General features: G+C 73.0%; 23 protein-coding genes, 1 pseudogene and 1 riboswitch. Of the genes and pseudogenes, 14 read left to right on the top strand and 10 right to left on the bottom strand.

Annotated elements, in window-relative coordinates; translation table 11 throughout:
• The first annotated feature begins 20 nt into the window (after positions 1 to 20).
• On the top strand, positions 21 to 710 hold the full coding sequence (locus O3S82_RS10820; RefSeq protein ID WP_269307057.1) for a DUF981 domain-containing protein: 690 nt from the start codon (positions 21 to 23) through the stop codon (positions 708 to 710).
• Positions 711 to 786: 76 nt separating this feature from the next.
• Positions 787 to 1,005: pseudogene (locus tag O3S82_RS17355) on the top strand (uracil-DNA glycosylase family protein); the annotation flags it as partial.
• Positions 1,006 to 1,089: 84 nt separating this feature from the next.
• Here O3S82_RS17355 and O3S82_RS10815 read toward each other — a convergent pair.
• From O3S82_RS10815 to O3S82_RS10800, 4 genes are all read right to left on the bottom strand, one after another.
• A complete protein-coding gene (locus tag O3S82_RS10815) occupies positions 1,090 to 1,827 on the bottom strand; it encodes an ANTAR domain-containing protein (RefSeq protein WP_218845733.1) in 738 nt (245 codons plus the stop codon).
• A complete protein-coding gene (locus tag O3S82_RS10810; RefSeq protein WP_269302781.1) occupies positions 1,824 to 2,171 on the bottom strand; it encodes an STAS domain-containing protein in 348 nt (115 codons plus the stop codon). Before O3S82_RS10810 ends, O3S82_RS10815 begins: the two co-directional genes overlap by 4 nt.
• Positions 2,172 to 2,278: 107 nt before the next feature.
• The gene (locus O3S82_RS10805) at positions 2,279 to 3,328 is read right to left on the bottom strand and encodes an FUSC family protein (RefSeq protein WP_179424001.1); all 1,050 of its coding nucleotides are present in this window, start codon (positions 3,326 to 3,328) and stop codon (positions 2,279 to 2,281) included.
• Between the two features lie 46 nt (positions 3,329 to 3,374).
• Complete coding sequence (locus O3S82_RS10800; protein ID WP_269302778.1) at positions 3,375 to 4,337, bottom strand: alcohol dehydrogenase catalytic domain-containing protein; 963 nt, start codon at positions 4,335 to 4,337, stop codon at positions 3,375 to 3,377.
• 81 nt (positions 4,338 to 4,418) lie between these two features.
• Between O3S82_RS10800 and O3S82_RS10795 the strand changes: the two genes are divergently transcribed.
• From O3S82_RS10795 to O3S82_RS10785, 3 genes are all read left to right on the top strand, one after another.
• Positions 4,419 to 5,057: an alpha/beta hydrolase family protein gene (locus O3S82_RS10795; RefSeq protein WP_269302777.1), complete on the top strand. Its 639-nt coding sequence runs from the start codon at positions 4,419 to 4,421 to the stop codon at positions 5,055 to 5,057.
• A gap of 148 nt (positions 5,058 to 5,205) precedes the next feature.
• Positions 5,206 to 6,492, top strand: coding sequence for a sensor histidine kinase (locus O3S82_RS10790; RefSeq protein WP_269302775.1), 1,287 nt, complete (start codon positions 5,206 to 5,208; stop codon positions 6,490 to 6,492).
• A 47-nt stretch (positions 6,493 to 6,539) separates the two neighbouring features.
• Positions 6,540 to 7,187: a response regulator gene (locus O3S82_RS10785; protein ID WP_269302773.1), complete on the top strand. Its 648-nt coding sequence runs from the start codon at positions 6,540 to 6,542 to the stop codon at positions 7,185 to 7,187.
• Positions 7,188 to 7,190: 3 nt separating this feature from the next.
• Here O3S82_RS10785 and O3S82_RS10780 read toward each other — a convergent pair whose 3' ends face one another.
• Positions 7,191 to 8,231 (bottom strand): hypothetical protein, encoded by a 1,041-nt coding sequence (locus O3S82_RS10780; RefSeq protein WP_269302771.1) that lies wholly within the window; start codon positions 8,229 to 8,231, stop codon positions 7,191 to 7,193.
• Between the two features lie 55 nt (positions 8,232 to 8,286).
• Positions 8,287 to 8,380: riboswitch (TPP riboswitch) on the top strand.
• Here O3S82_RS10780 and thiM point away from each other — a divergent pair.
• From thiM to O3S82_RS10765, 3 genes are all read left to right on the top strand, one after another.
• Positions 8,371 to 9,180 carry a hydroxyethylthiazole kinase gene (gene thiM / locus O3S82_RS10775; RefSeq protein WP_269302768.1) on the top strand — a complete coding sequence of 270 codons (810 nt, stop codon included), beginning with the start codon at positions 8,371 to 8,373 and terminating at the stop codon, positions 9,178 to 9,180. Its footprint overlaps the riboswitch before it by 10 nt.
• Positions 9,177 to 9,827 carry a thiamine phosphate synthase gene (gene thiE, locus O3S82_RS10770; RefSeq protein ID WP_269302766.1) on the top strand — a complete coding sequence of 217 codons (651 nt, stop codon included), beginning with the start codon at positions 9,177 to 9,179 and terminating at the stop codon, positions 9,825 to 9,827. Before thiM ends, thiE begins: the two co-directional genes overlap by 4 nt.
• Positions 9,824 to 11,296 (top strand): bifunctional hydroxymethylpyrimidine kinase/phosphomethylpyrimidine kinase, encoded by a 1,473-nt coding sequence (locus tag O3S82_RS10765; protein WP_269302764.1) that lies wholly within the window; start codon positions 9,824 to 9,826, stop codon positions 11,294 to 11,296. The genes thiE and O3S82_RS10765 overlap by 4 nt, the downstream gene beginning before the upstream one ends.
• Here O3S82_RS10765 and O3S82_RS10760 read toward each other — a convergent pair.
• Positions 11,293 to 11,511, bottom strand: a complete 219-nt coding sequence (locus tag O3S82_RS10760; protein ID WP_269302762.1) for a hypothetical protein — start codon at positions 11,509 to 11,511, stop codon at positions 11,293 to 11,295. The two genes, O3S82_RS10765 and O3S82_RS10760, sit on opposite strands and share 4 nt — an antisense overlap.
• Between O3S82_RS10760 and O3S82_RS10755 the strand changes: the two genes are divergently transcribed.
• From O3S82_RS10755 to O3S82_RS10735, 5 genes are read left to right on the top strand one after another with little or no spacing between them, the layout of a single operon-like run.
• The gene (locus O3S82_RS10755) at positions 11,510 to 13,504 is read left to right on the top strand and encodes an FAD-dependent oxidoreductase (RefSeq protein ID WP_269302760.1); all 1,995 of its coding nucleotides are present in this window, start codon (positions 11,510 to 11,512) and stop codon (positions 13,502 to 13,504) included. The genes O3S82_RS10760 and O3S82_RS10755 overlap by 2 nt on opposite strands.
• Positions 13,501 to 14,748, top strand: coding sequence for an SAM-dependent methyltransferase (locus O3S82_RS10750; protein WP_269302757.1), 1,248 nt, complete (start codon positions 13,501 to 13,503; stop codon positions 14,746 to 14,748). The genes O3S82_RS10755 and O3S82_RS10750 overlap by 4 nt, the downstream gene beginning before the upstream one ends.
• Positions 14,745 to 16,013, top strand: a complete 1,269-nt coding sequence (locus tag O3S82_RS10745; protein ID WP_179424013.1) for an SAM-dependent methyltransferase — start codon at positions 14,745 to 14,747, stop codon at positions 16,011 to 16,013. The genes O3S82_RS10750 and O3S82_RS10745 overlap by 4 nt, the downstream gene beginning before the upstream one ends.
• Complete coding sequence (locus tag O3S82_RS10740; RefSeq protein ID WP_269302755.1) at positions 16,007 to 16,804, top strand: DUF1295 domain-containing protein; 798 nt, start codon at positions 16,007 to 16,009, stop codon at positions 16,802 to 16,804. Before O3S82_RS10745 ends, O3S82_RS10740 begins: the two co-directional genes overlap by 7 nt.
• Positions 16,805 to 16,821: 17 nt before the next feature.
• The gene (locus tag O3S82_RS10735; RefSeq protein ID WP_269302752.1) at positions 16,822 to 17,562 is read left to right on the top strand and encodes an NUDIX hydrolase; all 741 of its coding nucleotides are present in this window, start codon (positions 16,822 to 16,824) and stop codon (positions 17,560 to 17,562) included.
• Here the strand turns inward: O3S82_RS10735 and O3S82_RS10730 are convergent.
• Positions 17,559 to 18,560 carry a 5'-3' exonuclease gene (locus tag O3S82_RS10730; protein ID WP_269302750.1) on the bottom strand — a complete coding sequence of 334 codons (1,002 nt, stop codon included), beginning with the start codon at positions 18,558 to 18,560 and terminating at the stop codon, positions 17,559 to 17,561. The genes O3S82_RS10735 and O3S82_RS10730 overlap by 4 nt on opposite strands.
• Positions 18,561 to 18,573: 13 nt before the next feature.
• Positions 18,574 to 18,864, bottom strand: a complete 291-nt coding sequence (locus O3S82_RS10725; protein WP_179424017.1) for a hypothetical protein — start codon at positions 18,862 to 18,864, stop codon at positions 18,574 to 18,576.
• A 183-nt stretch (positions 18,865 to 19,047) separates the two neighbouring features.
• Between O3S82_RS10725 and O3S82_RS10720 the strand changes: the two genes are divergently transcribed.
• The gene (locus tag O3S82_RS10720) at positions 19,048 to 19,626 is read left to right on the top strand and encodes a dihydrofolate reductase family protein (RefSeq protein WP_269302748.1); all 579 of its coding nucleotides are present in this window, start codon (positions 19,048 to 19,050) and stop codon (positions 19,624 to 19,626) included.
• A gap of 26 nt (positions 19,627 to 19,652) precedes the next feature.
• On the opposite strand, the gene O3S82_RS10715 is transcribed toward O3S82_RS10720, so the two are convergent.
• Both O3S82_RS10715 and O3S82_RS10710 read right to left on the bottom strand, forming a co-directional pair.
• Complete coding sequence (locus tag O3S82_RS10715) at positions 19,653 to 19,781, bottom strand: methionine/alanine import family NSS transporter small subunit (RefSeq protein ID WP_179424019.1); 129 nt, start codon at positions 19,779 to 19,781, stop codon at positions 19,653 to 19,655.
• Complete coding sequence (locus tag O3S82_RS10710; protein ID WP_269302745.1) at positions 19,778 to 21,319, bottom strand: sodium-dependent transporter; 1,542 nt, start codon at positions 21,317 to 21,319, stop codon at positions 19,778 to 19,780. Before O3S82_RS10710 ends, O3S82_RS10715 begins: the two co-directional genes overlap by 4 nt.
• Positions 21,320 to 21,385 lie beyond the last annotated feature (66 nt).

The raw sequence follows: 21,385 nt of genomic DNA, 5'->3' as shown, positions 1-21,385 counted from the left end.
GAAGAGAGGAAGTGGGCGACATGGTCGTCTACAACGAGATCGTGGCCGTCACCTCGGGCGCGGGTCTCCTCGGCGTCGCGATGTTCCTGCACCACCTGCTGCGGGGCAAGCGCGTCGACAGCGAGGGATGGGCCGCGTTCTTCGGACTGACCGGTCTGCTGCTGTTCGTCCTGGGCGTGCACACCACCGTGACCTGGCCGTTCGGCGGGGAGGGCTTCGAGTACGCCAACATCGCCTTCGGCCAGCCGGCCGCCGCCTTCGGCGCGCTGCTGCTGTTCGCCGCGATCTACCTGTGGCGCAACCGCGAGCTCTTCGCCGGCGAGCAGGAGCTCGTCCGGGACGCGGTGCTGTCCGCCGTGAAGCCCGCGAGCATCTTCGTCGGCGCCCTCGGCCTGGGCATGGCCGTCCTGGCCATCGCGTTCGTGCGGTTCCAGCTGGGTGCCGCGCCCCCGGAGGAGCCCATCAGCGGCCGCTTCGGCCACCTGCCGATCCTCGAGGCGCTGTTCCTCGGCGGCCTGTGGGGCATCGTCGCGGTGGGCGCGCTGCTGTTCGCGTTCGCGCTGCTGACCGACCGCCCGCAGCTGCTGCGCTGGGTCGTGTGGGCCTTCGTGATCGGCGGCGTGGTGTTCCTGCTGTTCGGTGCGATGAACTTCTACACGCACATCGGGATGTATCACAACATCGAGTACGGCACGAACTACAACTGGTGACGGCCTGAGGCACCCCGAACGGGCGGGCGGTGACGCGTGAGCGCACCGCCCGCCCGTTCGTTCGCCCGGAGTTCGGATCCATCAGAAGCCCGCCGCGAGCCACATCGACGCCTGCCACCCGTGGCTCGAGAGCGAGCTGGAAGTGGTGAGACCGCGCGTTGTCGTCTGCCTCGGCGCCACGGCGGGCCGTTCGGTGCTGGGTCGGACCGTGCGGATCCGTGAGGAGCGCGGGCACGTGCTCGAGGTCGACACGCCCTACGCGGTGGTGCTCACCACACACCCCTCGGCGCTGCTGCGCCTGCGCGACCGCGGCGCTACGCCACCGGGCTGCAGGACCTCGCCGACGACCTGCGACGCGCCGCCGACGCCGCGTGAGCGACTACTGCTGCTCGGACTCGAGCTCGGGACGGGTCTTCGCGGCGCGGTCGCTGCCGTGGAGGTTGCCCGTGTCGACGAGCTCCTGCGCGATGTCGCGCAGCTTGAGGTTGCTGTGCGAGCTGATCCGCACGAGCACCTGGAACGCGGCCGCCGAGTTGACGCCGTAGCGCTCCATGACGATGCCGACGGCCTGTCCGACGAGCGTGCGTGCGTCCAGCGCGCGGGTGAGGTTCTCCTGCGCCTGGGCGGCGGCGAGCGCGACGGCGATGTGGGCGGCGAGCGCGGTGCCCTCGTCGCGGTCGTCCTCGCTGAAGCCGTCACGGCGCTGCGAGTAGAGGTTGAGGGCGCCGATGTCGTCCTTCTCGGTGAACAGGCGCAGGCACAGGACGCTCAGCACCCCCTGCTCCTCGGCGACCCGCGGTCCCCAGATGCCCCAGCGGGCGTCGTCGGTGAGGTCGGGCGAGTGCACGACGGCCTCGTCCCACACGGCCTGCAGGCACGGGCCGTCGCCGAGGTCGTACTGGAGCCGGTCGCAGGCCAGCGCGACGCCGTCGCTGGACGAGGGCGTCTCGAGCGCCCCGCGCCGTCGCACGAGCGTGACGCTGGCGGAGTCGCAGTGGCGGATGTTCGTGACCGCCAGCTGCACGGCGGTCTCCATCGTGGCGCTCGCGCTCGGCGCGGTCTGGAGGTTGCGTGCGGCCTCGGCGAGCCGTTCGGCGAGCGGCAGGTCCTCGCTCATGAGCCGACGCCCTCCCACGGCTCTGCGTCCTCGGCGAGGGACGACGGGAACAGGTCGGCGCAGCCGGCACGGCGCGCGACCACCCGGTGGTAGTCGGAGTCGCCGACCACCTCGAGATCTCCGCCACGAGCACGCAGCCGCAGCTGCTCGTCCCGCAGCACCCGCAGGTTCGACTCGTCCACGTACGTCACCTCCTCCACGTCCACCTCCACACGGGTGCACCCGCGCGTCGCCAGGCTCTCGAGCACGTCGGCGAGGTGTGCGGTCGTCGACGGGTCGAGCTCGCCGAAGATGCGCACCTGCGCCAGCGGTGGATCGCACGAGAACTGAAAATCGGTCTGCAAGGCAGACCTCCTCTGGGGGAGGAGGATCAGTGCCTGGGTTTGAAGCACCGCGCTAGAGCCCCAAAGTACAAGTGCAGGGGTGCCCGGAGCAATTCAGGGAGGGCGTGTCAGCCGAACGTGTCGAGCGCCCTGCGCAGGGCGAGCACGACGCTGTGGACGAGCAGCTGCTCGTGGGTCTCGCCGGGCTGGTTCCGCAGCAGCTGCTCGAGCTCGGCGTCGGCGGCCGTGAGCGTGGACTGCGTGTCCCCGCCGTACTGGTAGGCGTCGAGGGCGTCGGCCACCCGGTGCATCGCGCGGGCGATGGGCTCGCGGGCGTCGTCGGAGAGTGCGGCACGACCCTCGGGGTCGCCGGGGACGCCGTGGGGCAGCAGCACGAGGTCGCTGACGTCGGAGACCAGGAGGGACACGCGGTCGAGCGAGTCCGCCTCCTGGGTCAGCACGTCCAGCGCGTCACGGTGCCGTCGGGCGCGCGCGTTCGCCGTGAGGGACTCGTGGACCAGGGTGACGGCGTCGCGCATCGCGGTCCGGGCCCGCCGGAGCTCGGAGTGCTCACGGTGCCACTCGTCGAGCGTCGGCAGCTCGTGCTGGACCATGAGGTCGCCCAGCTCGCGCAGCTGGGCCGCCAGCACCGTTCGGGTGCGTCCGACGGCGAGTCGCGCGGGGGCGAGCGGCAGCGGCGGCGCGACCATGTTCACGGCGATGCCGACCATCGCGCCGACGAGTGTCAGCCCGCCGTACGCGGCGATGAAGTTGGCCTCGCCGTGACCGATGATCAGCGTGAACACCGCCGCCGTGGGCGCCCAGCCGCCCATGGCGCCGAGGGGTCGCCAGCCCGCGACGCTCACGGAGATCGCGACGACGAGCGCCAGCGTGACGGCCGCGACGTAGTCCCCGGTGGCCGTGTCGACGAGCCAGGCGATCACGCCGCCGACGACGATCGCCCCGACCGCCTGCAGGGACTCGCGCACCGAGCCCGCCAGCGTGGATGTCGTGGCGATGATCGCGCCGAACGGCGCGTAGTACGGATAGTCCTGCGACCCCGGGACGAAGCGCACGAGGATCCACGCCAGCCCGGCGGCGACGGCCGCACGCAGTGCGAGGGCGATCCGGGGATGCATCATCCACCGGTCGAGGAGCCATCGGGTCGCTGCGTGCATCACCTCACCGTGACACGAGCCGCCGACGGCGGCACCTCGTCCTGGCTCAGCCGTTCCCGTGGGGCGTCAGCACGACCTTGCCGACCGTGGCCCGGGTCTCGAGCGCCCGGTGGGCCTCGGCCGCCTCGGCCAGCGGCAGGACCGTGCCCACGAGGGGCACCCGGGTCCCGTCCGCCGCCGCGGCCAGTGCCCTTCGCTCGAGCTCGGGCAGGCGGTCGAGGATCGGCGGCCCCAGCACGTCGATCACCCGGCGCTCGGGATCGGCGTAGGCGTTCTGCTCGCCCGACGACCAGCCGAACCGCACGAGCCGCCCGCCCGGGGCCAGCCCACCGAACAGGACGCGTCCCACGGGCCCGGCGACCCCGTCGAGCACCACGGTCGGCGTCCCGGCCTCGGCGATCCGCGACTCCCAGCCGGGGGAGAGGCGGTCGAGAGCGAGGTCCGCGCCGAGCCGCTCGACGAGCGCCGTCTTCTCCTGACCGCCGGCCACGCCGACGGTGCGCGCGCCCGCGCTCCGCGCACCCTGGAGCAGCAGCGGGCCGAGGCCTCCGGCAGCGGACGTGACGACGACGACGTCGTCGGGTCGCAGCCCGGCGAGCTCGAGGATCGCGGTGGCGGTGCGACCGGTGCCGATCGTCGCGACCGCGGTCGGTGCGTCCATGCCGTCGGGGATCGCATGCGCCCGGTCGGCGGCCACGACGGCCTGGTCGGCGTAGCCGCCCCCGCCGAACCCGAGGTGGGCGACGACGCGCCGGCCGAGCCAGCCGGCGTCCACACCCGCGCCGACCTCGTCGACCACGCCGGCGACCTCACGGCCCGGGACGAGCGGCAGCGCGGGCCGCGGGCCCGCGCCGAAGGAGTCACCCGCCCGGATCGACGTGTCCAGCAGGTGCACCCCGGCGGCCTCGACCGCGATGCGGAGCTGCCCCGGGGCAGGGGCCAGGTCGGGGAGGCGCTCGAGGCGCAGGACGTCGGCGGGCCCGAACTCGTGGTGGCGGATCGCGTGCATGACCCCATCGGACAACCTCAACCGCCGTTGAGGTCAAGCGAACGCCTCGCCGCACGGGCACACCGTGCGTAGGGTGCCAGCATGAGCGCGATCTCCCTGACCCCCGAGGACCCCCGCGGCATCCTGCTCTTCGCGCCGGGAGCCGGGGGCGACCCCACGCGCTACCGCCGGCTGCTCGACGCGGCGGCGGACGCCGGCTTCCTCGTCCATGCCCCGGAGCAGGAGCTCACCGAGACGTTCTCCGACGACGTGGTGCGCCGGAGGGTGGAGGCGCTGGTCGCGCCCCTCGCCGGGCTCGACCGCGACGACCTGCCCGTGGTGGCGGCGGGACACTCGCTGGGTGGGTGCGCCGCCCTGTGCCTCGCGGGAGCCCGTCCCCGAACGCGGGCCGGGGAGCCGTTCGAGGTCCCGACCGAGCCGCGCGTCTCGCGCGTGGTGGTGCTGGCGCCGGCGACCGGCTGGTTCGCGGGTCCTGACGCGCTCGACGCCGTGACCGCCCCCGTCACCGCGTTCGTCGGCTCGGAGGACACCGTGACCCCACCGGAGTCGGCCGAGCTGCTCCGCCCGGCGCCGGCCGGCCTCGACCTGCACTCCTACGACGGCGTCGGCCACTTCGACTTCATGTCGCCGCTGCCGTCGAACAAGGTGCCGACACCGCGGCTCGATCCCGACGCGTTCTACGAGGTCTTCCTCCGGGACTTCCTCGCCGCGATCGGCTGACCCGACCGTCCGTCGACTGTTCGCGGCGACCCCGTCGGCCGCTCGTGGCCGTCGCGTCCGCCGGTGGGTCGAAGGGTCGGGCTGGCCCGACACCAGGTGTCGGGGTGGCAGGATCGTGTCCCGGCCGCGACACGACGACGATCGAGACATGACCACCATGAGCATCCCCACCACCGCACGGCGCGACCCGTCACCGCTGGCCGCCCGCGTCGGGTGGGACACCCTGTACGCCCTCACCGCCTTCCCGCTCGGCCTCCTGGGCTTCGTGATCACGGTCGTGGGCGTCGCCACCGGCGTCGCGACCCTGATCGTGTGGGTCGGCGTCCTGGTCCTCGCCGCGACGCTGGTCGTCTCGTCGTGGCTGGCGCGCCTCGAGCGCGTGCGGCTCGTCGCGATGCAGGGCCGCGAGCCGCGGCCGACGACGTACCGCGTCGGCACCGGGCGCGAGGGCCGCGTCGCCCGTCTGATCGCGCCGCTGCGCGACCCGCAGATGTGGCTCGACACGCTGTGGGGTCCGCTCGCGTTCGTCACGGGCCTCGCCGCGTTCATCGTGACCGTGGTCTGGTGGGCGGTCGTGCTGACCGGGCTGACCTACTGGTTCTGGCAGCTGTGGCTGCCGCAGAGCGAGGGCAACGAGACGCTGGCGTCGCTCATCGGCCTCGGCGACGGGCGGCTGGCGGACAGCCTGCTGAACCTCGCGATCGGCCTGGCGGCGCTCGTGACCCTGCCGTGGGTCGTCCGCGGAGCCGCGTGGCTGCACGCGTCGCTCGCCGACGTCGTGCTCAATGGCCGCAGCTCGATGTCGGCCCGGGTCGAGCGTGCCGAGGGGGCGCGCGACGCCGCGCAGGAAGCCGAGGCCGTGGCGCTGCGCCGCCTCGAGCGCGACATCCACGACGGGCCGCAGCAGCGCCTCGTCCGCCTGACGATGGACCTCGGCCGGGCGCGCCGTCAGGTCGGTGCGGACCCCGAGCAGGCCTCCGTCACGATCGAGTCGGCCCTGGAGCAGGCACGCGAGACGCTCGACGAGCTGCGCGCGCTGTCGCGCGGCATCGCCCCGCCGCTGCTGGTGGATCGGGGCCTCGGGGTCGCGCTCGACGAGCTGGTCGTCCGCAGCGCCGTCCCGGTGACCCTGGTCCACGACCTGCCCGCGGGCCTGTCGCCGCACGTGGAGACGGCCGTCTACTTCACCGTCTCGGAGGCGCTCACCAACGTGGCCAAGCACTCCGGCGCGGACACGGCCGACGTGCGCGTCGCGCCCGACGGCTCCGACCTGCTGGTGCAGGTGCGTGACGCGGGCGTCGGCGGGGCCCACCCGGGCAAGGGACAGGGCCTCGCGGGCCTCGCCCAGCGAGTCGCGGCGGTCGGCGGCGCGCTCGAGGTCGACTCGCCGGTGGGCGGTCCGACGCTCGTCACCGCGCGCATCCCGGCCGGGTGACCACCGGCGGCGGGACCGCGACCGGGCCGATGCACGATGCTGGTGCGGTGCGCATCGTGATCGCCGACGACTCGGTCCTGCTCCGCGAGGGCTTGCGGCTGTTGCTGACCGAAGCGGGTCACGAGGTCGTGGCGCAGGTCGCCGACGGGCCCGGATTCGTGGCAGCCATGACCGAGCACCGTCCCGACCTCGGCGTCGTCGACGTGCGGATGCCGCCGAGCCACACCGATGAGGGACTGCGGGCTGCGGTCGAGGTGCGGGGCCGGTGGCCGCAGGCGCGGATCGTGGTGCTGAGCCAGTACGTCGAGGTCTCGTACGCCGACGATCTGCTGGCCGGAGGCGAGGGCGGGGTCGGGTACCTGCTGAAGGACCGCGTGAGCGACGTCGACGACTTCCTCGGCGCCCTCGACCAGGTCGTCGCCGGTGGCACCGTGCTCGATCCGCAGGTGGTCCAGCAGTGGATGGGACGCCGGGCCGACCCGGTCGCGGCGCTGACTCCGCGCGAGCGCGAGGTCCTCGCGCTGATGGCCGAGGGCCGCTCCAACCAGGCGATCGCGCAGGCCCTGCACGTCACCGAGGGCGCGGTCGAGAAGCACACGCAGCGCATCTTCGCGAAGCTCGGCCTGTACGCCGACGAGAGCGACCACCGTCGGGTGCGCGCCGTGCTGGGGTGGCTGCGCTCCACCTCGCGCTGAGGCTCAGAGCGCCGCGGTGCCCTCGACCAGCAGAGTCGCCGGGTCGCCCTCCTCGGGCGTGGGGACCACGGGGCTCACGGGTTCGCACCGCAGGGAGCGCAGCTCGCACGTGACGACCTGCCGAGCACGGACGATGTTGTCGACGTGGGCCTCGTCGATCTCCTCGGCCACGCCGAAGAACGTGTCCGCGTCGCTCCAGCCGGCCAGCGTGAAGTGCTCCCACGGTGCGTCGATCCCGCGCTGGTCGCCGCTGGCGGCGTCGTAGACGACGGCCTGGGTCGGCCACGCCGAGGTGTCGAAGATCGTGCTGCGATCGGGTGACAGGAGCCCCGGTCCGTACAGCGAGGAGTCCGACAGCTCGCGGTGACGACCCTCGCCGCTGATGCTGACGCGGTAGCCCGCGGGGAACAGCGTGTCGGCCAGGTGCGGATAGACCTCGAGGCCGTCGGCATCGAGGGTCGCGGCCTCGCGAGAGCCGTCCCCGAGGTCGATCGTGGCGCCGTCGAAGAAGACGTGCTCGGGGCTGACGCCGTGCAGCAGCGGCATGATCTCGCCATAGAGGTCGGCGAGGTCGGCGTCGCGGTCGGGCTTCTCGTCCGGCGTGCGGTAGAGCTGCTGGCCGGTGCGGGTGTCGAACGCGGCGACCTGGATGACGTGCGTGCCGTAGCGGTCGGTCGGGCCGCGCGACTGGTCGACCGTGGCGAGCACGGAGCGGTCCGCCGAGACGGCGAGGTTGTCCCACCTGACGTCAGCGACCTCGCGGCTGTCGCCGTCGGCGCTGGTGAACAGCAGGGTCCCGCCGCGATTCCAGTAGACGCCCGTCGCGCCCAGGACGAACTGGTCCACGTCGTCGCCGAGCTCCACGGTCACGTCGCCCACGTGCAGCGTGCCGTCGAGCAGCCAGGCCGGCGCGGTCGTGTCCCACGTGGTCGGGCCCACGGGCAGCGTGAACGCAGGCGTGACCGCCGACCCCTCGGTCGAGCCCGCACACCCCGCCAGCACGACGCAGGCGAGCAGCGCCACGATCGTGCCTCGGATGCCCACCGGGCCATGATCACACGGCCGCCCGCGAGCACGTCGGACGCGCGGGCTAGCCTGCAGGCGAGACACGGGGTGCCCCACCGGGGCTGAGATCACACCCGTCGAACCTGATCTAGTTCGTCCTAGCGAAGGGAATGTCGCGATGTCGCGCACGCCTGCAGACCTGTCCTCCTTCACCTCCGAGGCCCTGGGCCGCGTCCGCGCCCGGGGGCCGCTCGTCCACTGCATCACCAACAGCGTCGTGGTGAACTTCACCGCCAACGCCCTGCTCGCCGCCGGGGCGGCGCCGGCCATGGTCGACATCCCCGACGAGGCCGGTCCGTTCGCCGCCGTCGCCGACGGGCTCCTGGTGAACCTCGGCACGCCCACGGCCGAGCAGCGGGCCGCGATGGTCGAGGCCGCCGAGGCCGCGAACGCCGCGGGCACCCCCTGGGTCCTCGACCCGGTCGCGGTCGGGTCGCTGCCCGTGCGGACCGCGCTCGCCGAGCAGTTGCGCGACCTCGGGCCGACCGTGGTCCGCGGCAACGCATCGGAGATCATCGCCGTCAGTGGATCCGGGGGCGGTGGCCGCGGCGTCGACGCCACGGACGACGTCGAGGGGGCCGTCGAGTCGGCGCGCGCTCTGGCCGTCCGCACAGGTGGCGTCGTCGCGGTCTCCGGAGCGGTCGACGTCGTGACCGACGGCGAGCGCCTGGTCCGGATCGCCAACGGCGACCCGCTGCTCACGCGGATCACCGGTGGCGGCTGTGCCCTCGGCGCGCTGATGGCGGCGTTCGCCGCGGTGGACGACGACCGTCTGGCCACGACCGTTGCCGCGGTCACCGTCTACACCGTCGCCGCGGAGCTCGCCGCGAAGCAGAGCGCCGGCCCCGGCACCTTCGGCCCGGCCTTCCTGGACGCGCTGGCCTCGATCGACGCAGCCGACCTCGACGCGCGGGCGCGGCTGTCGTGAGCGCCGACCTGTCGGTCTACCTCGTCACGGACGCGGCGGTCGCCGCGTCGCGCGGACGGGAGGTCGTGGAGGTGGTCGCCGAGGCGGCCGCCGGGGGAGTGACCGCGGTGCAGGTGCGCGAGAAGGAGGCACCGGCCGCCGACTTCCTCGCCACCGTCGTCGCCGTGTCGGAGGTCCTGCCGGAGCACGTCGCCCTGATCGTCAACGACCGCGTCGACGTGTTCCTCGCCGCCCGGGCCCGCGGCGCCCGGGTCACGGGCGTGCACCTGGGGCAGGCGGACCTGCCGTCTGCGGTGGTTCGCGAGCTCGTCGGCCCCGAGGCGCTGATCGGCCTGAGCGCCGCCACGCCTGCGGAGCTGACCGCCGCCGAACTGGATCCCGGCCGGGTCGGCTACGTGGGGATCGGGGTGCTGCGGGCGACGACGACCAAGCCGGACGCGCCGCCGCCGCTCGGTATCGAGGGATTCGAGCGGCTCGCGCGGAGCACTTCCCTGCCCGCCGTCGCGATCGGCGGCATCACGAGCGCGGACCTGCCGGCACTGCGCGCCGCGGGTGCGGCCGGAGCAGCCGTCGTCTCGTCGATCTGCGGTGCGGCAGACCCTCGCGCGGCTGCGCGCGAGCACGCTGACGCGTGGGGTCTGGCGTGAGCGCCCCGGTGCAGGTGCCGCGGGTGCTCTCCATCGCCGGCACCGACCCGACGGGCGGCGCGGGCGTCCAGGCCGACCTCAAGAGCATCGCGGCCCAGGGCGGCTACGGCATGGCCGTGGTCACCGCGCTGGTCGCGCAGAACACGCACGGCGTGCGGTCGGTGCACGTGCCGCCGGTCGCCTTCCTCGCCGAGCAGCTGGACGCGGTGAGCGACGACGTCGAGATCGACGCGGTGAAGATCGGGATGCTGGCCGGCCGCGAGGTCATGGAGACCGTGAGCGCGTGGCTCGACCGCGCACGACCGCCGGTGGTCGTGCTCGACCCCGTGATGGTCGCGACGAGCGGTGATCGGCTGCTCGACGCGGACGCCGAGGAGGCGCTGCGGGGCCTGCTGCCGCGGGTCGACCTCATCACGCCCAACGTGCCCGAGCTGGCGGTCCTCGCCGAGGAGGCTCCCGCGACCTCGTGGGGCGAGGTGCTGGCGCAGGCCTCCCGCGTCTCGGCGGCGTACGGGGTGCGGGTGCTGGCGAAGGGCGGCCACCTCGACGGCGAGTCCGTCCCGGACGCCCTGGTCGACGGGAGTCGCGTCGTCGAGTTCACCGGGGCCCGGATCACGACCACGTCCACCCACGGCACGGGATGCTCGCTCTCGTCCGCCGTCGCGACGATCGTCGCGCGCACCGGCTCGTGGGAGCAGGCGACGGCCGACGCCAAGCGCTGGCTGGCCGAGAGCATCGCCCACGGCGAGGATCTGCGCGTCGGCTCGGGCCATGGCCCGGTCAGCCACTTCGCCGGGCTGTGGGCCCGCGGAGGCCTCACGACCCGGCCCACCGCCGCCGAGGTGGAGCGCGACTGGTGGGACGCCGTGGCGGACGTCCGGGCGGCGATCGACGATCTGGGCTTCGTGCGGGGACTGGGGGACGGGACGCTGTCGAAGGAGGCGTTCGGCTGGTACCTGGCCCAGGACGCGCTGTACCTGCGGGACTACGCGCGGGTGCTGGCGGAGGCGAGCCGGCTGGCGCCGACGCTGGGGGAGCAGGCGTTCTGGGCGTCCGGCGCCCACGGCGCCCTCGTCACCGAGCTGGCCCTGCACACGGACTGGCTGGGTGGCGTGGAGCCGGCCGCGCCGAGCGCCACGACCACGGCGTACCTCGACCACCTGCTGGCCACCGCGGCGCGGGGCGACCACCGTGTGCTCGCGGCGGCGGTGCTGCCCTGCTACTGGATCTACGCCGACCTCGGCGAGCGCCTCCGCGGGCTCGCGACCGACGGGCACCCCTACCGCGACTGGCTGCTCACGTACGGGGATCCCGCGTTCGAGTCCGCGACCGAGCAGGCGATCGTCGTCGTCACCCGGCTCGCCGCCGAGGCCGACGACGCCACCCGGGACGCGATGTGGCGGGCGTTCCGCGCCTCGTGCGAGCACGAGCTGGCCTTCTTCGCTGCTCCGCCGGACGGAACGGTCTAGCCGCCTCGTCGCGCGAGGAAGACGTCGTGCTCCGCGCACGACTCGGGCACGGTGACGCCTGCGATCGAGAGCGGTCCGGGCGGCACCGTGTCCGACGAGTGCTCGAGGACCATCCCGCCCGGCACCTCGACCCGGTCGCCGTGCAGACGGTCGACGTTTCGCCGAACTCCGCGCGGGACCCATCCGACGACGCCTCGGTTCCGAATGACTCGCATGGATGCACCGGAGAACACCCGGGTCGCTGTCATCGGTTCCGGGATCTCCGGGCTGAGCGCGGCCTGGTTCGCCACCCAGGCGGGCGCCCGCGTGGTGCTCTACGAGGCCGACGACCGCCTGGGAGGGCACGCCGACACGCATGTGGTCGCCGAGGGCAGCCGCGAGCTGGCGATCGACACGGGCTTCATCGTCCACAACCGCCACACGTACCCGGTCCTGTGCCGTCTGTTCGACGAGCTCGGCGTGCAGACGCAGCCGTCGGAGATGTCCCTGTCGGTGCACGACGTGGCGACCGGACTGGAGTGGGCGGGTGCCAAGGGACGGCGCGGGCTGTTCCCCGAGCCGCGTCGCGTGCTCGACGTCGGGCACTGGCGGATGCTCGCCGAGATCCCGCGCTTCCACCGGGCAGCCCGCCGCCTGCTGGCGTCGCCGCCCGAGGCGGGCGACCCGACCCTCGACGAGTTCCTGGACCGGCACCGGTTCAGCGACCGGCTCCGCCGGCACTTCATCCGCGCGCTCGTGGCGGCGGTCTGGTCCTGCGATCCCGAGATCGCGGGGCGGTACCCGGCGCGTCACCTGTTCGCGTTCCTCGCGAACCACGGCATGCTCGCGGTGTTCGGCAGCCCGCGGTGGCGGACGGTCGTCGGCGGGTCCCACGACTACGTGCGACGGATCGCCAAGGAGCTCCCGGACATCCGGGTCTCGACCCCGGTGACGGGCATCGAGGAGGACGTCGACGGCGTGACCGTGCTCGACGCCGGCGGAGGCCGGGAGCGCTTCGACCGCGTCGTCGTCGCCACCCATCCCCGCCAGGCGCTCGCGATGCTCTCCGCGCCGACGCCGGCACAGCGCGAGGTCCTGGCCGCGATGCCGTACTCGCCGAACCCGGCCCTGCTGCACACCGACGAGAGCCTGCTGCCGCGCTCGGACGGGGCTCAGGCCGCGTGGAACCTGCGCCTGCCGAGCTCGCCCGACGGACGCGTGACGGTCACGTACGACATGACCCGGCTGCAGCGGCTGCCCACTGACAGGCGCTACCTGGTGACCCTGGGCGGCGAGGATCTCGTCGATCCCGCCACGGTCATCGCGCGGATGGACTACGATCACCCGGTCTACACGGCCGAGACCGTCGCGGCCCAGCGACGACTTCCCGAGATCGACACCGATCGCATCGTCTTCGCCGGTGCCTACCACGGCTGGGGATTCCACGAGGACGGCGCTCGGTCGGGCGCCGAGGCCGTGCGGAGGCTCGGGCTGGGCGCCCCCGCCCCCGCAGCCCGCGCCCCGGAGGTCTTCCGCACCACCGTCGGCCATCGCCGGACGCACCCGTTCACCCGGTCGTTCGAGCAGCGGTCCTCGACGTGGGTCGTCGACATCGACCAGCAGGCCGCACGGCAGGCGGGACAGTCGCGGTGGCGCCGGGTGACCGGCGGCACGATCGAGTCGCGCGACCACCTCGGCGACCCGAAGGCCACGCTGCGCCAGAACCTGGCGGCGTTCCTGGCCCGGAACGGACTCGAGCTCGGCGACGCGACCGTGCGCCTGATGGCCCACCCCCGAGCCTTCGGCTTCTGCTTCAACCCGATCAGCGTGTGGTGGTGCACGACGCCCGACGGCACTGCGCTGGCCACGGTCGTCGAGGTCCACAACACCTACGGCGACCGCCATGCCTACCTGTTCGACGGCGGCACCGAGACGGAGCGCCGGGTCGACAAGGCGATGTACGTCTCGCCGTTCCACGGCGTGGAGGGCTCGTACCGGGTGTCGGCCCCCGTGCCGACGGACGCTCTCGACGTCCGCGTCGAGCTCGACCTGCCCCACGGCGGGGCGTTCCAGGCCTCGATCCGGGGCCGGCGGACGTCCGGCCACCGCCGGGCCGCCGTCTCCGGACTCGTCGACCGTCTCGCCATCACCGCGCACGGCCTCGTCCTGTGGGCCCGGCGCCTGCCGATCCACCCTCGTCCCACCCATCACCAGGAAGGTGTCCGATGACGACCCTCAGCCTCTCGGCCTCGCACTGGCCGACCCTGGACCTGCCGTCCCCCTCGCGCGCGACCGACGTCAGGGCCGCCCTGGCGCGACGCCTCTTCGAATCGGCCGTGGAGCGGCTCGACGTGAGCGTGAGGATCGAGGGCCGCACCCTCGGAGCGGGCGGCCCGCTGATGACGATTCACCGTCCCGACGAGTTCTTCCAGCGTCTGGGCGCCCGGCCCTCGACGGGCTTCGGCGAGTCCTACATGACGGGAGCGTGGGACGCGGACGACCTCGGGGCGTTCCTCACGGTGCTGGCCTCGGGGATCCGCACGCTCGTGCCGCGGTCGCTGCAGGTCATGCGCGGTGCCGTCATGCCGCGGCCTCCGCGCGACGAGCGGGGGGACAAGGCCGACACGCAGCGCGTCGTCGGGCATCACTACGACCTCTCGAACGACCTGTTCGAGACCTTCCTGGACCCGACGATGACGTACTCGAGTGCGCTGTTCGAGGAGACCTCGGACGGCACCCCGGTGGTCGGCGGTGACCTGGAGCAGGCCCAGGAGCGGAAGCTCGACCGCCTGCTGGACCTCGCCGGTGTGGGCGAGGGCACCCGCCTGCTGGAGATCGGGTCGGGCTGGGGCTCGCTGGCCATGCGGGCCGCCCGTCGCGGCGCGCGGGTCCGGACGATCACCCTCTCGGTGGCCCAGCAGCAGCTGGCCCGCGAGCGGATCGCCGCGGCCGGCCTGCAGGACCGGATCGACGTCGACCTGTGCGACTACCGCGACGTGAAGGGCCGCTACGACGCCGTGGTGTCGATCGAGATGATCGAGGCCGTCGGCTGGCGCCACTGGGGCACCTACCTCGCGACGATCGACCGGGTGCTCGCGCCCGGGGGACGGGCCGCGATCCAGGCCATCACGATGCCGCACGACCGGATGCGGGTCACCCGCAACACCCAGACCTGGGTCACGACGTACATCTTCCCCGGCGGGTCGCTGCCGTCGGTCCGGGCGCTCGAGGAGGCGACGGCGGGGACGTCGCTGCGCCTCACGTCGACCGAGGCGATCGGAGCCCACTACGCCGAGACGCTGCGCCAGTGGGACGAGAGCTTCCTGGCCGGCGCCGACGAGGTGCGGGCCCTCGGGTTCGATGACACCTTCTGCCGGATGTGGCACTTCTACCTGCAGTACTCGCGAGCCGGGTTCAGCTCGGGCTACCTCGACGACCACCACCTCGTCTTCACGAAGGAGAGCGGACGATGAGCCATCGACAGCGCATCGACGGACTGGCCGGGCAGACCGCGGCCGTGCTCGAGCCGGTCGTGGGGGAGATCCCCGTGCGCCTGGAGTTCTGGGACGGGTCGGTCGTCGGGCCGGCGCGCGGCCCGATCGTGCGCATCACGTCGCCGGCGGCCCTGCGACGCCTGCTGTGGAGCCCGGGCGAGCTCGGCGCCGCGCAGGCGTACGTCTCGGGCGAGGCCGAGATCGAGGGCGACCTCGACGCCGCCCTGACGACGCTGCTGGCCGCGGGGCGCGAGGCAGGACCGGTTCCGCCCGCGCGGACCGCGAGGACGATGGCGCGCGCCCTGCCGCTGCTGATCAGGGCCGGGGCGATCGGTCGCCGCCCGGCGCCCCCGGCGTCCCAGGCGGTCGTCAAGGGACGGCTGCACTCGCGCGACCGCGACCGTGCCGCGATCTCGCACCACTACGACCTGTCGAACGAGTTCTACGAGCAGATCCTCGACCCGACGATGGCCTACTCGTGCGGCTACTACACCTCTGACGACGCCACGCTGCAGCAGGCGCAGGAGGCGAAGCTCTCGCTGATCTGTCGCAAGCTGGGGCTCGGCCCGGGCAGCCGGCTGCTCGACGTCGGCTGCGGCTGGGGATCGCTGACCATCCACGCCGCCCGGGAGTTCGGGGCGCAGGTCAACGCGGTCACGATCGCCGCGGAACAGCGGGACTTCGTCGCCGAGCGCGTGCGCCGCGCTGGTCTCGAGGACCTCGTCGACGTGCAGCTGTGCGACTACCGCGACGCCGCGGGCGTGTACGACGCCGCCGCGTCGGTCGAGATGGGCGAGCACGTCGGTGCCGAGAACTACCCGGTGTTCGCCGGCGTCCTGCGCGACCGCGTGCGCCCGGGCGGGCGGGTCCTGATCCAGCAGATGTCGCGCACGGGCCGCTGGCCCGGAGGGGGCCCGTTCATCGAGAGCTTCATCGCTCCCGACATGCACATGCGTCCGGTGGGCCAGACGGTCGACCTGCTCGAGCAGTCCGGTCTGGAGGTGCGCGACGTCCACGCCCTGCGCGAGCACTACGTGCGCACCGTCGCCGGCTGGATCGAGAACTTCGAGGCCCACACCGACCGCCTGACCGAGCTGGTCGGCGAGGAGGTCGTGCGCGTCTGGCGGCTCTACCTCGCGGGAGGCGCCGCGGCGTTCCGCGACGGTCGCATGGGCGTCGACCAGATCCTGGCGGTGCGTCCCGGAGCGCCGCACGGTCTCGACCGCGAGCCGCGCGCATGGTGACCGTCCTGGCGGCACTGGCGGGGGTCGTCCTGGTGATGACGGCCGGCGCCGTGGCGTCCCGCGTCAGGAACACGTTCGCGATCGTGGACGTCGCCTGGCCGGTGGCCTTCGGCGTGGGCATGGCGGCAGCGACGACGGTGGGCCTCGCAGGCGATCTCGGGGAGGCCTGGCGAGGCGTGCTCGTGCTCGTGCTGGTGCTGCTGTGGTCGGGACGGCTGGCCTCGCACCTCGGAGCGCGGACCTTCGCGGCCGAGGAGGACGACCCGCGGTACCTCGAGTACATGGGCGGCTCGGCGCGGGAGGTGCCGTTCTTCGCGCTCCTGACGAAGGTCTACGGGCTCCAGGCCGTGCTGGTGCTCGCGGTGGGCTACGCGGCGTTCGTGTCGGTCTCGCTGTCGGTTCGCTGGCCGGCCGTCGCGGTCGCCGGCGCGCTGGTCACGGTGGCCGGCGTGGTCCTCGAGGCCATTGCCGACCGCCAGCTCGCGGTCTACCGTGCGACGCCGAAGCAGGAGCGCGAGCCGGTCCTGTCCTCGGGCGTCTGGTCGTGGAGCCGCCACCCGAACTACTTCGGCGAGGCCGTGACGTGGTGGGGCATCTGGCTCTCGGCCGGCGCGGCGAGCGGGTGGGGGCCCCTGCTGTGGACGCTGCCCGCGCCGATCGTGCTGACCGCGATCGTCACGGTGGTCTCGGGCGTCCGGATCGCCGAGCGACGCATGCGCGGCCGGACCGGCTGGGACGAGTACGCCGCCCGGACCTCGGTGTTCGTCCCGCTCCCGCCCCGTCGGAGCTGACGCGCCACACTGGTGACGTGAGTCCCACCGTCCCTGCGCCTCTGCCCTACGACCTCGCGCTGCGTGACCGCATCGCCGGACACCTGGCCGGGCACGAGCGGCGGGTGGTGGCCGACGAGGGCCGGCGGCACGCGGCGGTGGCCGTCGTCCTGGTCGACTCCGAGGTGGGGGAGGGCCGGATCGACCCGCTCCCGGGGGACCCCGAGCTCGCGCCGGACGAGGACGTCGTCCACGAGCTCGACGGCCGCATGCAGGACGTGTCGGGCGGAGCCGCCTTCCTGCTGAGCCGTCGCTCCGGCCGGCTCCGCACCCACTCGGGGCAGTGGGCGCTGCCCGGGGGTCGGATCGACGAGGGCGAGGACGCCGTCACCGCGGCCATCCGCGAGACGGACGAGGAGCTCGGGGTGCGCCTGACGCCCGACCACGTCCTGGGTCTCATGGACGACTACCCGACGCGCTCGGGCTACGTGATCACGCCGGTGGTGCTGTGGGGCGGGGGTCGGCTCGACCTGCGGCCGTCGCCGGACGAGGTCCTCGCGGCCTTCCGCGTCGGCCTGCACGAGCTGCTGCGATCGGACTCGCCGCGGTTCCTGGACATCCCCGAGAGCGATCGGCCGGTCGTGCAGATCCCGCTCGGCGAGACCGACCGCGTCCACGCGCCGACCGGAGCCGTCCTGCTGCAGCTGCGGCGACTCGGGCTCGAGGGCGACCCGACCCGCGTGGACGACCTCGAGCAGCCGACCTTCGCCTGGCGCTAGTCCCGCGCGGACGCCGGGTCGGTGCTGAGCACGCGGACGGCGAGGGTCGTGGTCGACTCGACGCCGAGGAAGCCGACGACCCGGTGGACGTGGCCGAGCTCGAGCGGGAGCAGTCCGGGAGTGCCGGGCACCTCCGGGGTGAGTCCGAGGTCGAGGTCGTCGCGCCCCGACATGATCCGCACGTTGAAGTCGTAGCGCTCGCGCGCCTCGGGGACGGCGAGCCGGCGGACGACGGTGGCGCCCATGCGGCGCGAGCCGGTCTCCACGGCCCAGGCGTCGAGCGTGGCGGCCAGCACGCGACCCTCGTTGTGCTCGATGTCGGCCCAGACCGCCTGCATCGAGCCGGCCTGCGTGAGCAGGGTGGCCGCGGTCTTCTCGCCGATGCCCGAGACGCCGGGCAGGTTGTCGCTGGGGTCGCCGCGCAGGGCGGCGAAGTCGAGGTAGCTCTCGGCGGCGACGCCGTACATGCTCAGGAGTCGCGTCGGGTTGAGCAGCGGCGAGCCGTCGATGCCGCCGTTGATGAGGCGCAGGACCTGGGTGTGCTCGCTGATGTGGGCGAACGCGTCGCGGTCGGACGTGATGATCACGCAGTTCCAGCCGTGGTCGCGCGCCCACCTCGCCCCGGACGCGCTGACGTCGTCGGCCTCGAGCCCCGGGGGAGTCAGCGTCGCCAGGCCGAGGGCGTCGAGGAACGCGCCCGAGCGATCGAGCTGCTCGACGAGCGCCGCGTCCTTGGGCGCCCGGCCGGCCTTGTAGTCCGGGTAGAGGTCCGCGCGCTCGGACGCGGTCCGGTCGTCGAGCCCGAAGATCACGGCGTCGGGGGCGAACCGCTCGATCGCCTCGATGATCTGGCGCAGCATGCCGTGCAGCGCCCACGCGGGCCGTCCCGCCCGGTCCATCAGCCGCGTGTGCGCCCGCGCGTGGTGGTTGCGGTGCAGGAGCGAGGGTGCGTCGACCACGAGCAACAGCTGGCGGGGACGAGCGTCTGAGGCGGCCATGGAGTGCTCGCCATCATAGACGCGGCTCCGCGAGCGTCCGGCCGAGCCCGAAGCGCAGGTACCAGACCAGCATGAAGACCGTGCTGCCCAGGTGGAACGAGTGCAGCGCCCACAGCGGGCCCGGCGGCAGGCTGAAGACGTACAGCGAGTGCACCGCGTTGCCGACGTTCGCCAGGGCGAGGTTGCCCAGGCTGTAGGAGGTCAGGTCGCGCGTGCGGAGCGCCTTCACGAGCATCGGCAGCGTGCTGGACGCGAAGATCACCGTGGAGACGATCCCGGCCAGCATCGGCATGGAGGCGCTCATGAGGTCGCTCCCGTCGCGCGTGAGTGGTGGTGCATGTCCTTCGTCCTGTCGTCGTGCTCCGTCACGGGGTACGAGAGTCGGGCGGACCGCGTCTTCGGACATCGGGAGGGGTTGTTCTCTGCCCGCCCGGGACGACGATGGGAGGACGGGCCGGAGGTGCCCGGCACTCGAGGAGGCGCGGACATGGCGGACCTGACGGTGGACTTCATCACCTCGCTCGACGGCTTCGGCGCGGCCGAGGGCTGGCCGGGGCTGTGGGGGATGCACAGCGCCGACTACCTGGACTGGGTCGGGCAGGAGGGCGCGCAGGACCACGTGCTGCTGATGGGTGCGACGACCTACCGGCTGTTCACCGGCTTCATCGAGTCGGGCGAGGAGGACATGAGCGGGCTGAGCGGCACGCCGAAGCTGGTCTTCTCCCGCACGCTGCGAGAGCCGCTCGCATGGGAGGGCTCGACGCTCGTCCGGGCGGACGCGGTCGTGCACGTGCGGTCTCTCAAGGACGCGAGCGAGGTCCCGCTGCGCACGATCGGCAGCCTGAGCCTGTGCCGCGCCCTGCTCGCCGCGGGACTCGTCGACCGCTACCGCGTCGTCGTGTTTCCGGTCGTCACCGGAGCGACGGGACGCGATCGCGTCTACGACGGCTGGCCGGACGTCCGGCTCGAGCTCGTCGCGTCACGGGCCTTCGACGGTGGGATGCAGCTGCTCGAGTACGTCCCGACCGTGCTCGACGGACCGCCTGCATCGGAGCCGTCGCGCTGAGCCCCGGTGACGTCGGGGGCGGTCGCTCAGAGGTCGCGGTGCACGTCCTCGACGCGGCCGGGACCGCTGCGGTTCAGGTTGACGATCGCCGCCACGAGACCGCCCCAGAGGGCGACCATCGCGACGATCATCATGATGATGGCGTCGGCGCTCATCGTTCGCCTCCTTCCGTGTCCTCGGCGGGCACCTGCAGGGTCGTCCCCGCGCGCCAGGGGATGGGGGCCAGCAGGTATCCCGCGACCATGACCGATGCCGCGGCGCCCCAGCCGAACAGCGCGATCATCCAGGCGGGATAGCCGCCGTACGGCGTCTCCACCACGGCGCGGAACGAGTCGAACGCCAGGTACGCCAGCGCGATCGGGACGACGACGCCCACCAGCAGTCGCCACCACAGCAGCAGCTTCACGGATCCGTGCTGATTCATGTGGTCGGCCAGCTGCGGCAGGGCCCGCAGGGACCAGGCGACGACCACCATCGACACCATCGCGACCAGCAGGATCCCGAACTGGTTGATGAAGTGGTCGAGGATGTCCAGCACGTACAGGCCGCTGGCCGTGGAGAAGAACACCAGGCTGATGACGGCCGCCGGGATGCTGACGACGGCGGCGGCCATCGGGCGCGACATCTCGAACTTGTCCCGCACGGCGGACACGACCACCTCGAGCACCGAGACCAGTGACGTGATGCCCGCGACCACGAGCGAGCCGAAGAAGAGCACGCCGATGAGCGCGCCTCCGGTGGCCTCGCCGATGATCGTCGGGAAGGTGATGAAGGCCAGCCCGACACCGCCGCCGACGACCTCGTCGACCGCGACTCCCTGGGCCTGTGCCATGAAGCCGAGGGCGGCGAACACGCCGATGCCGGCGAGCAGCTCGAAGCTGGAGTTCGCCAGTCCCACGACCGTGCCGGAGCCGGTCATGTCGGTGTCGCGACCGACGTAGGACGCGTAGGTGATCATGATGCCGAAGCCGATGGACAGGGAGAAGAAGATCTGTCCGAAGGCGGCCGCCCAGACTCCCGCGTGGGTGAGGGTGCTCCAGTCGGGCGTGAAGAAGGCCTCCAGGCCCTCGGTCGCGCCGGGAAGGAACAGCGAGCGGACCACGAGGACGAGGAACGCGACCACCAGGATGGGAATCGCGACCACGGAGGTCAGGCCGATGCCCTTCTCCACGCCGACCACCATGACGACGATCACCGCGAGCCACACGATCGCCATCGGGACCAGGACGCCCGCCACCACGGTCAGGTCGACCGTGAGGTCTCCGGTCTGCAGGAAGTCCTTCATGAAGAACGTCTCGGGATCGTCGCCCCACGCCGTGTTGACGGAGAAGAACGTGTACCGCAGCGCCCACGCGATCACGGCGGCGTAGTACACGGCGATCATGAAGCAGACGCCGACCTGCCACCAGCCGATGGCCTCGGCGGGGCGGCTCAGCCGCGCGAACGACAGGGGCGCGGACCCGCGGAAGCGGTGACCGAGGGCGTAGTCGAGATACAGGAACGGCAGGCCCGCGCAGAACAGCGCGACGAGGTAGGGGACGAGGAACGCGCCGCCGCCGTTCTCGTAGGCGACGTACGGGAAGCGCCAGATGTTCCCCAGCCCGACGGCGGAGCCGATCGCGGCGAAGATGAAGACCTTGCGTGAGGAGAACGCTCCCCGCCTGGCCTTCTCGGTCGTGACCTCGGTCGTCATCGGGATCCTCTCGGGCTGAGGCGTCGGGTGTGCTGGATCACCTCATCCTGTCATCCCGCGGCGGAC

The sequence above is a fragment of the Aeromicrobium sp. HA genome (assembly GCF_027171405.1).
Lineage (GTDB): Bacteria > Actinomycetota > Actinomycetes > Propionibacteriales > Nocardioidaceae > Aeromicrobium > Aeromicrobium tamlense.
The sequence above is the reverse complement of the archived record's forward strand: the minus strand, read 5'-3'. Positions and strand labels throughout refer to the sequence as shown.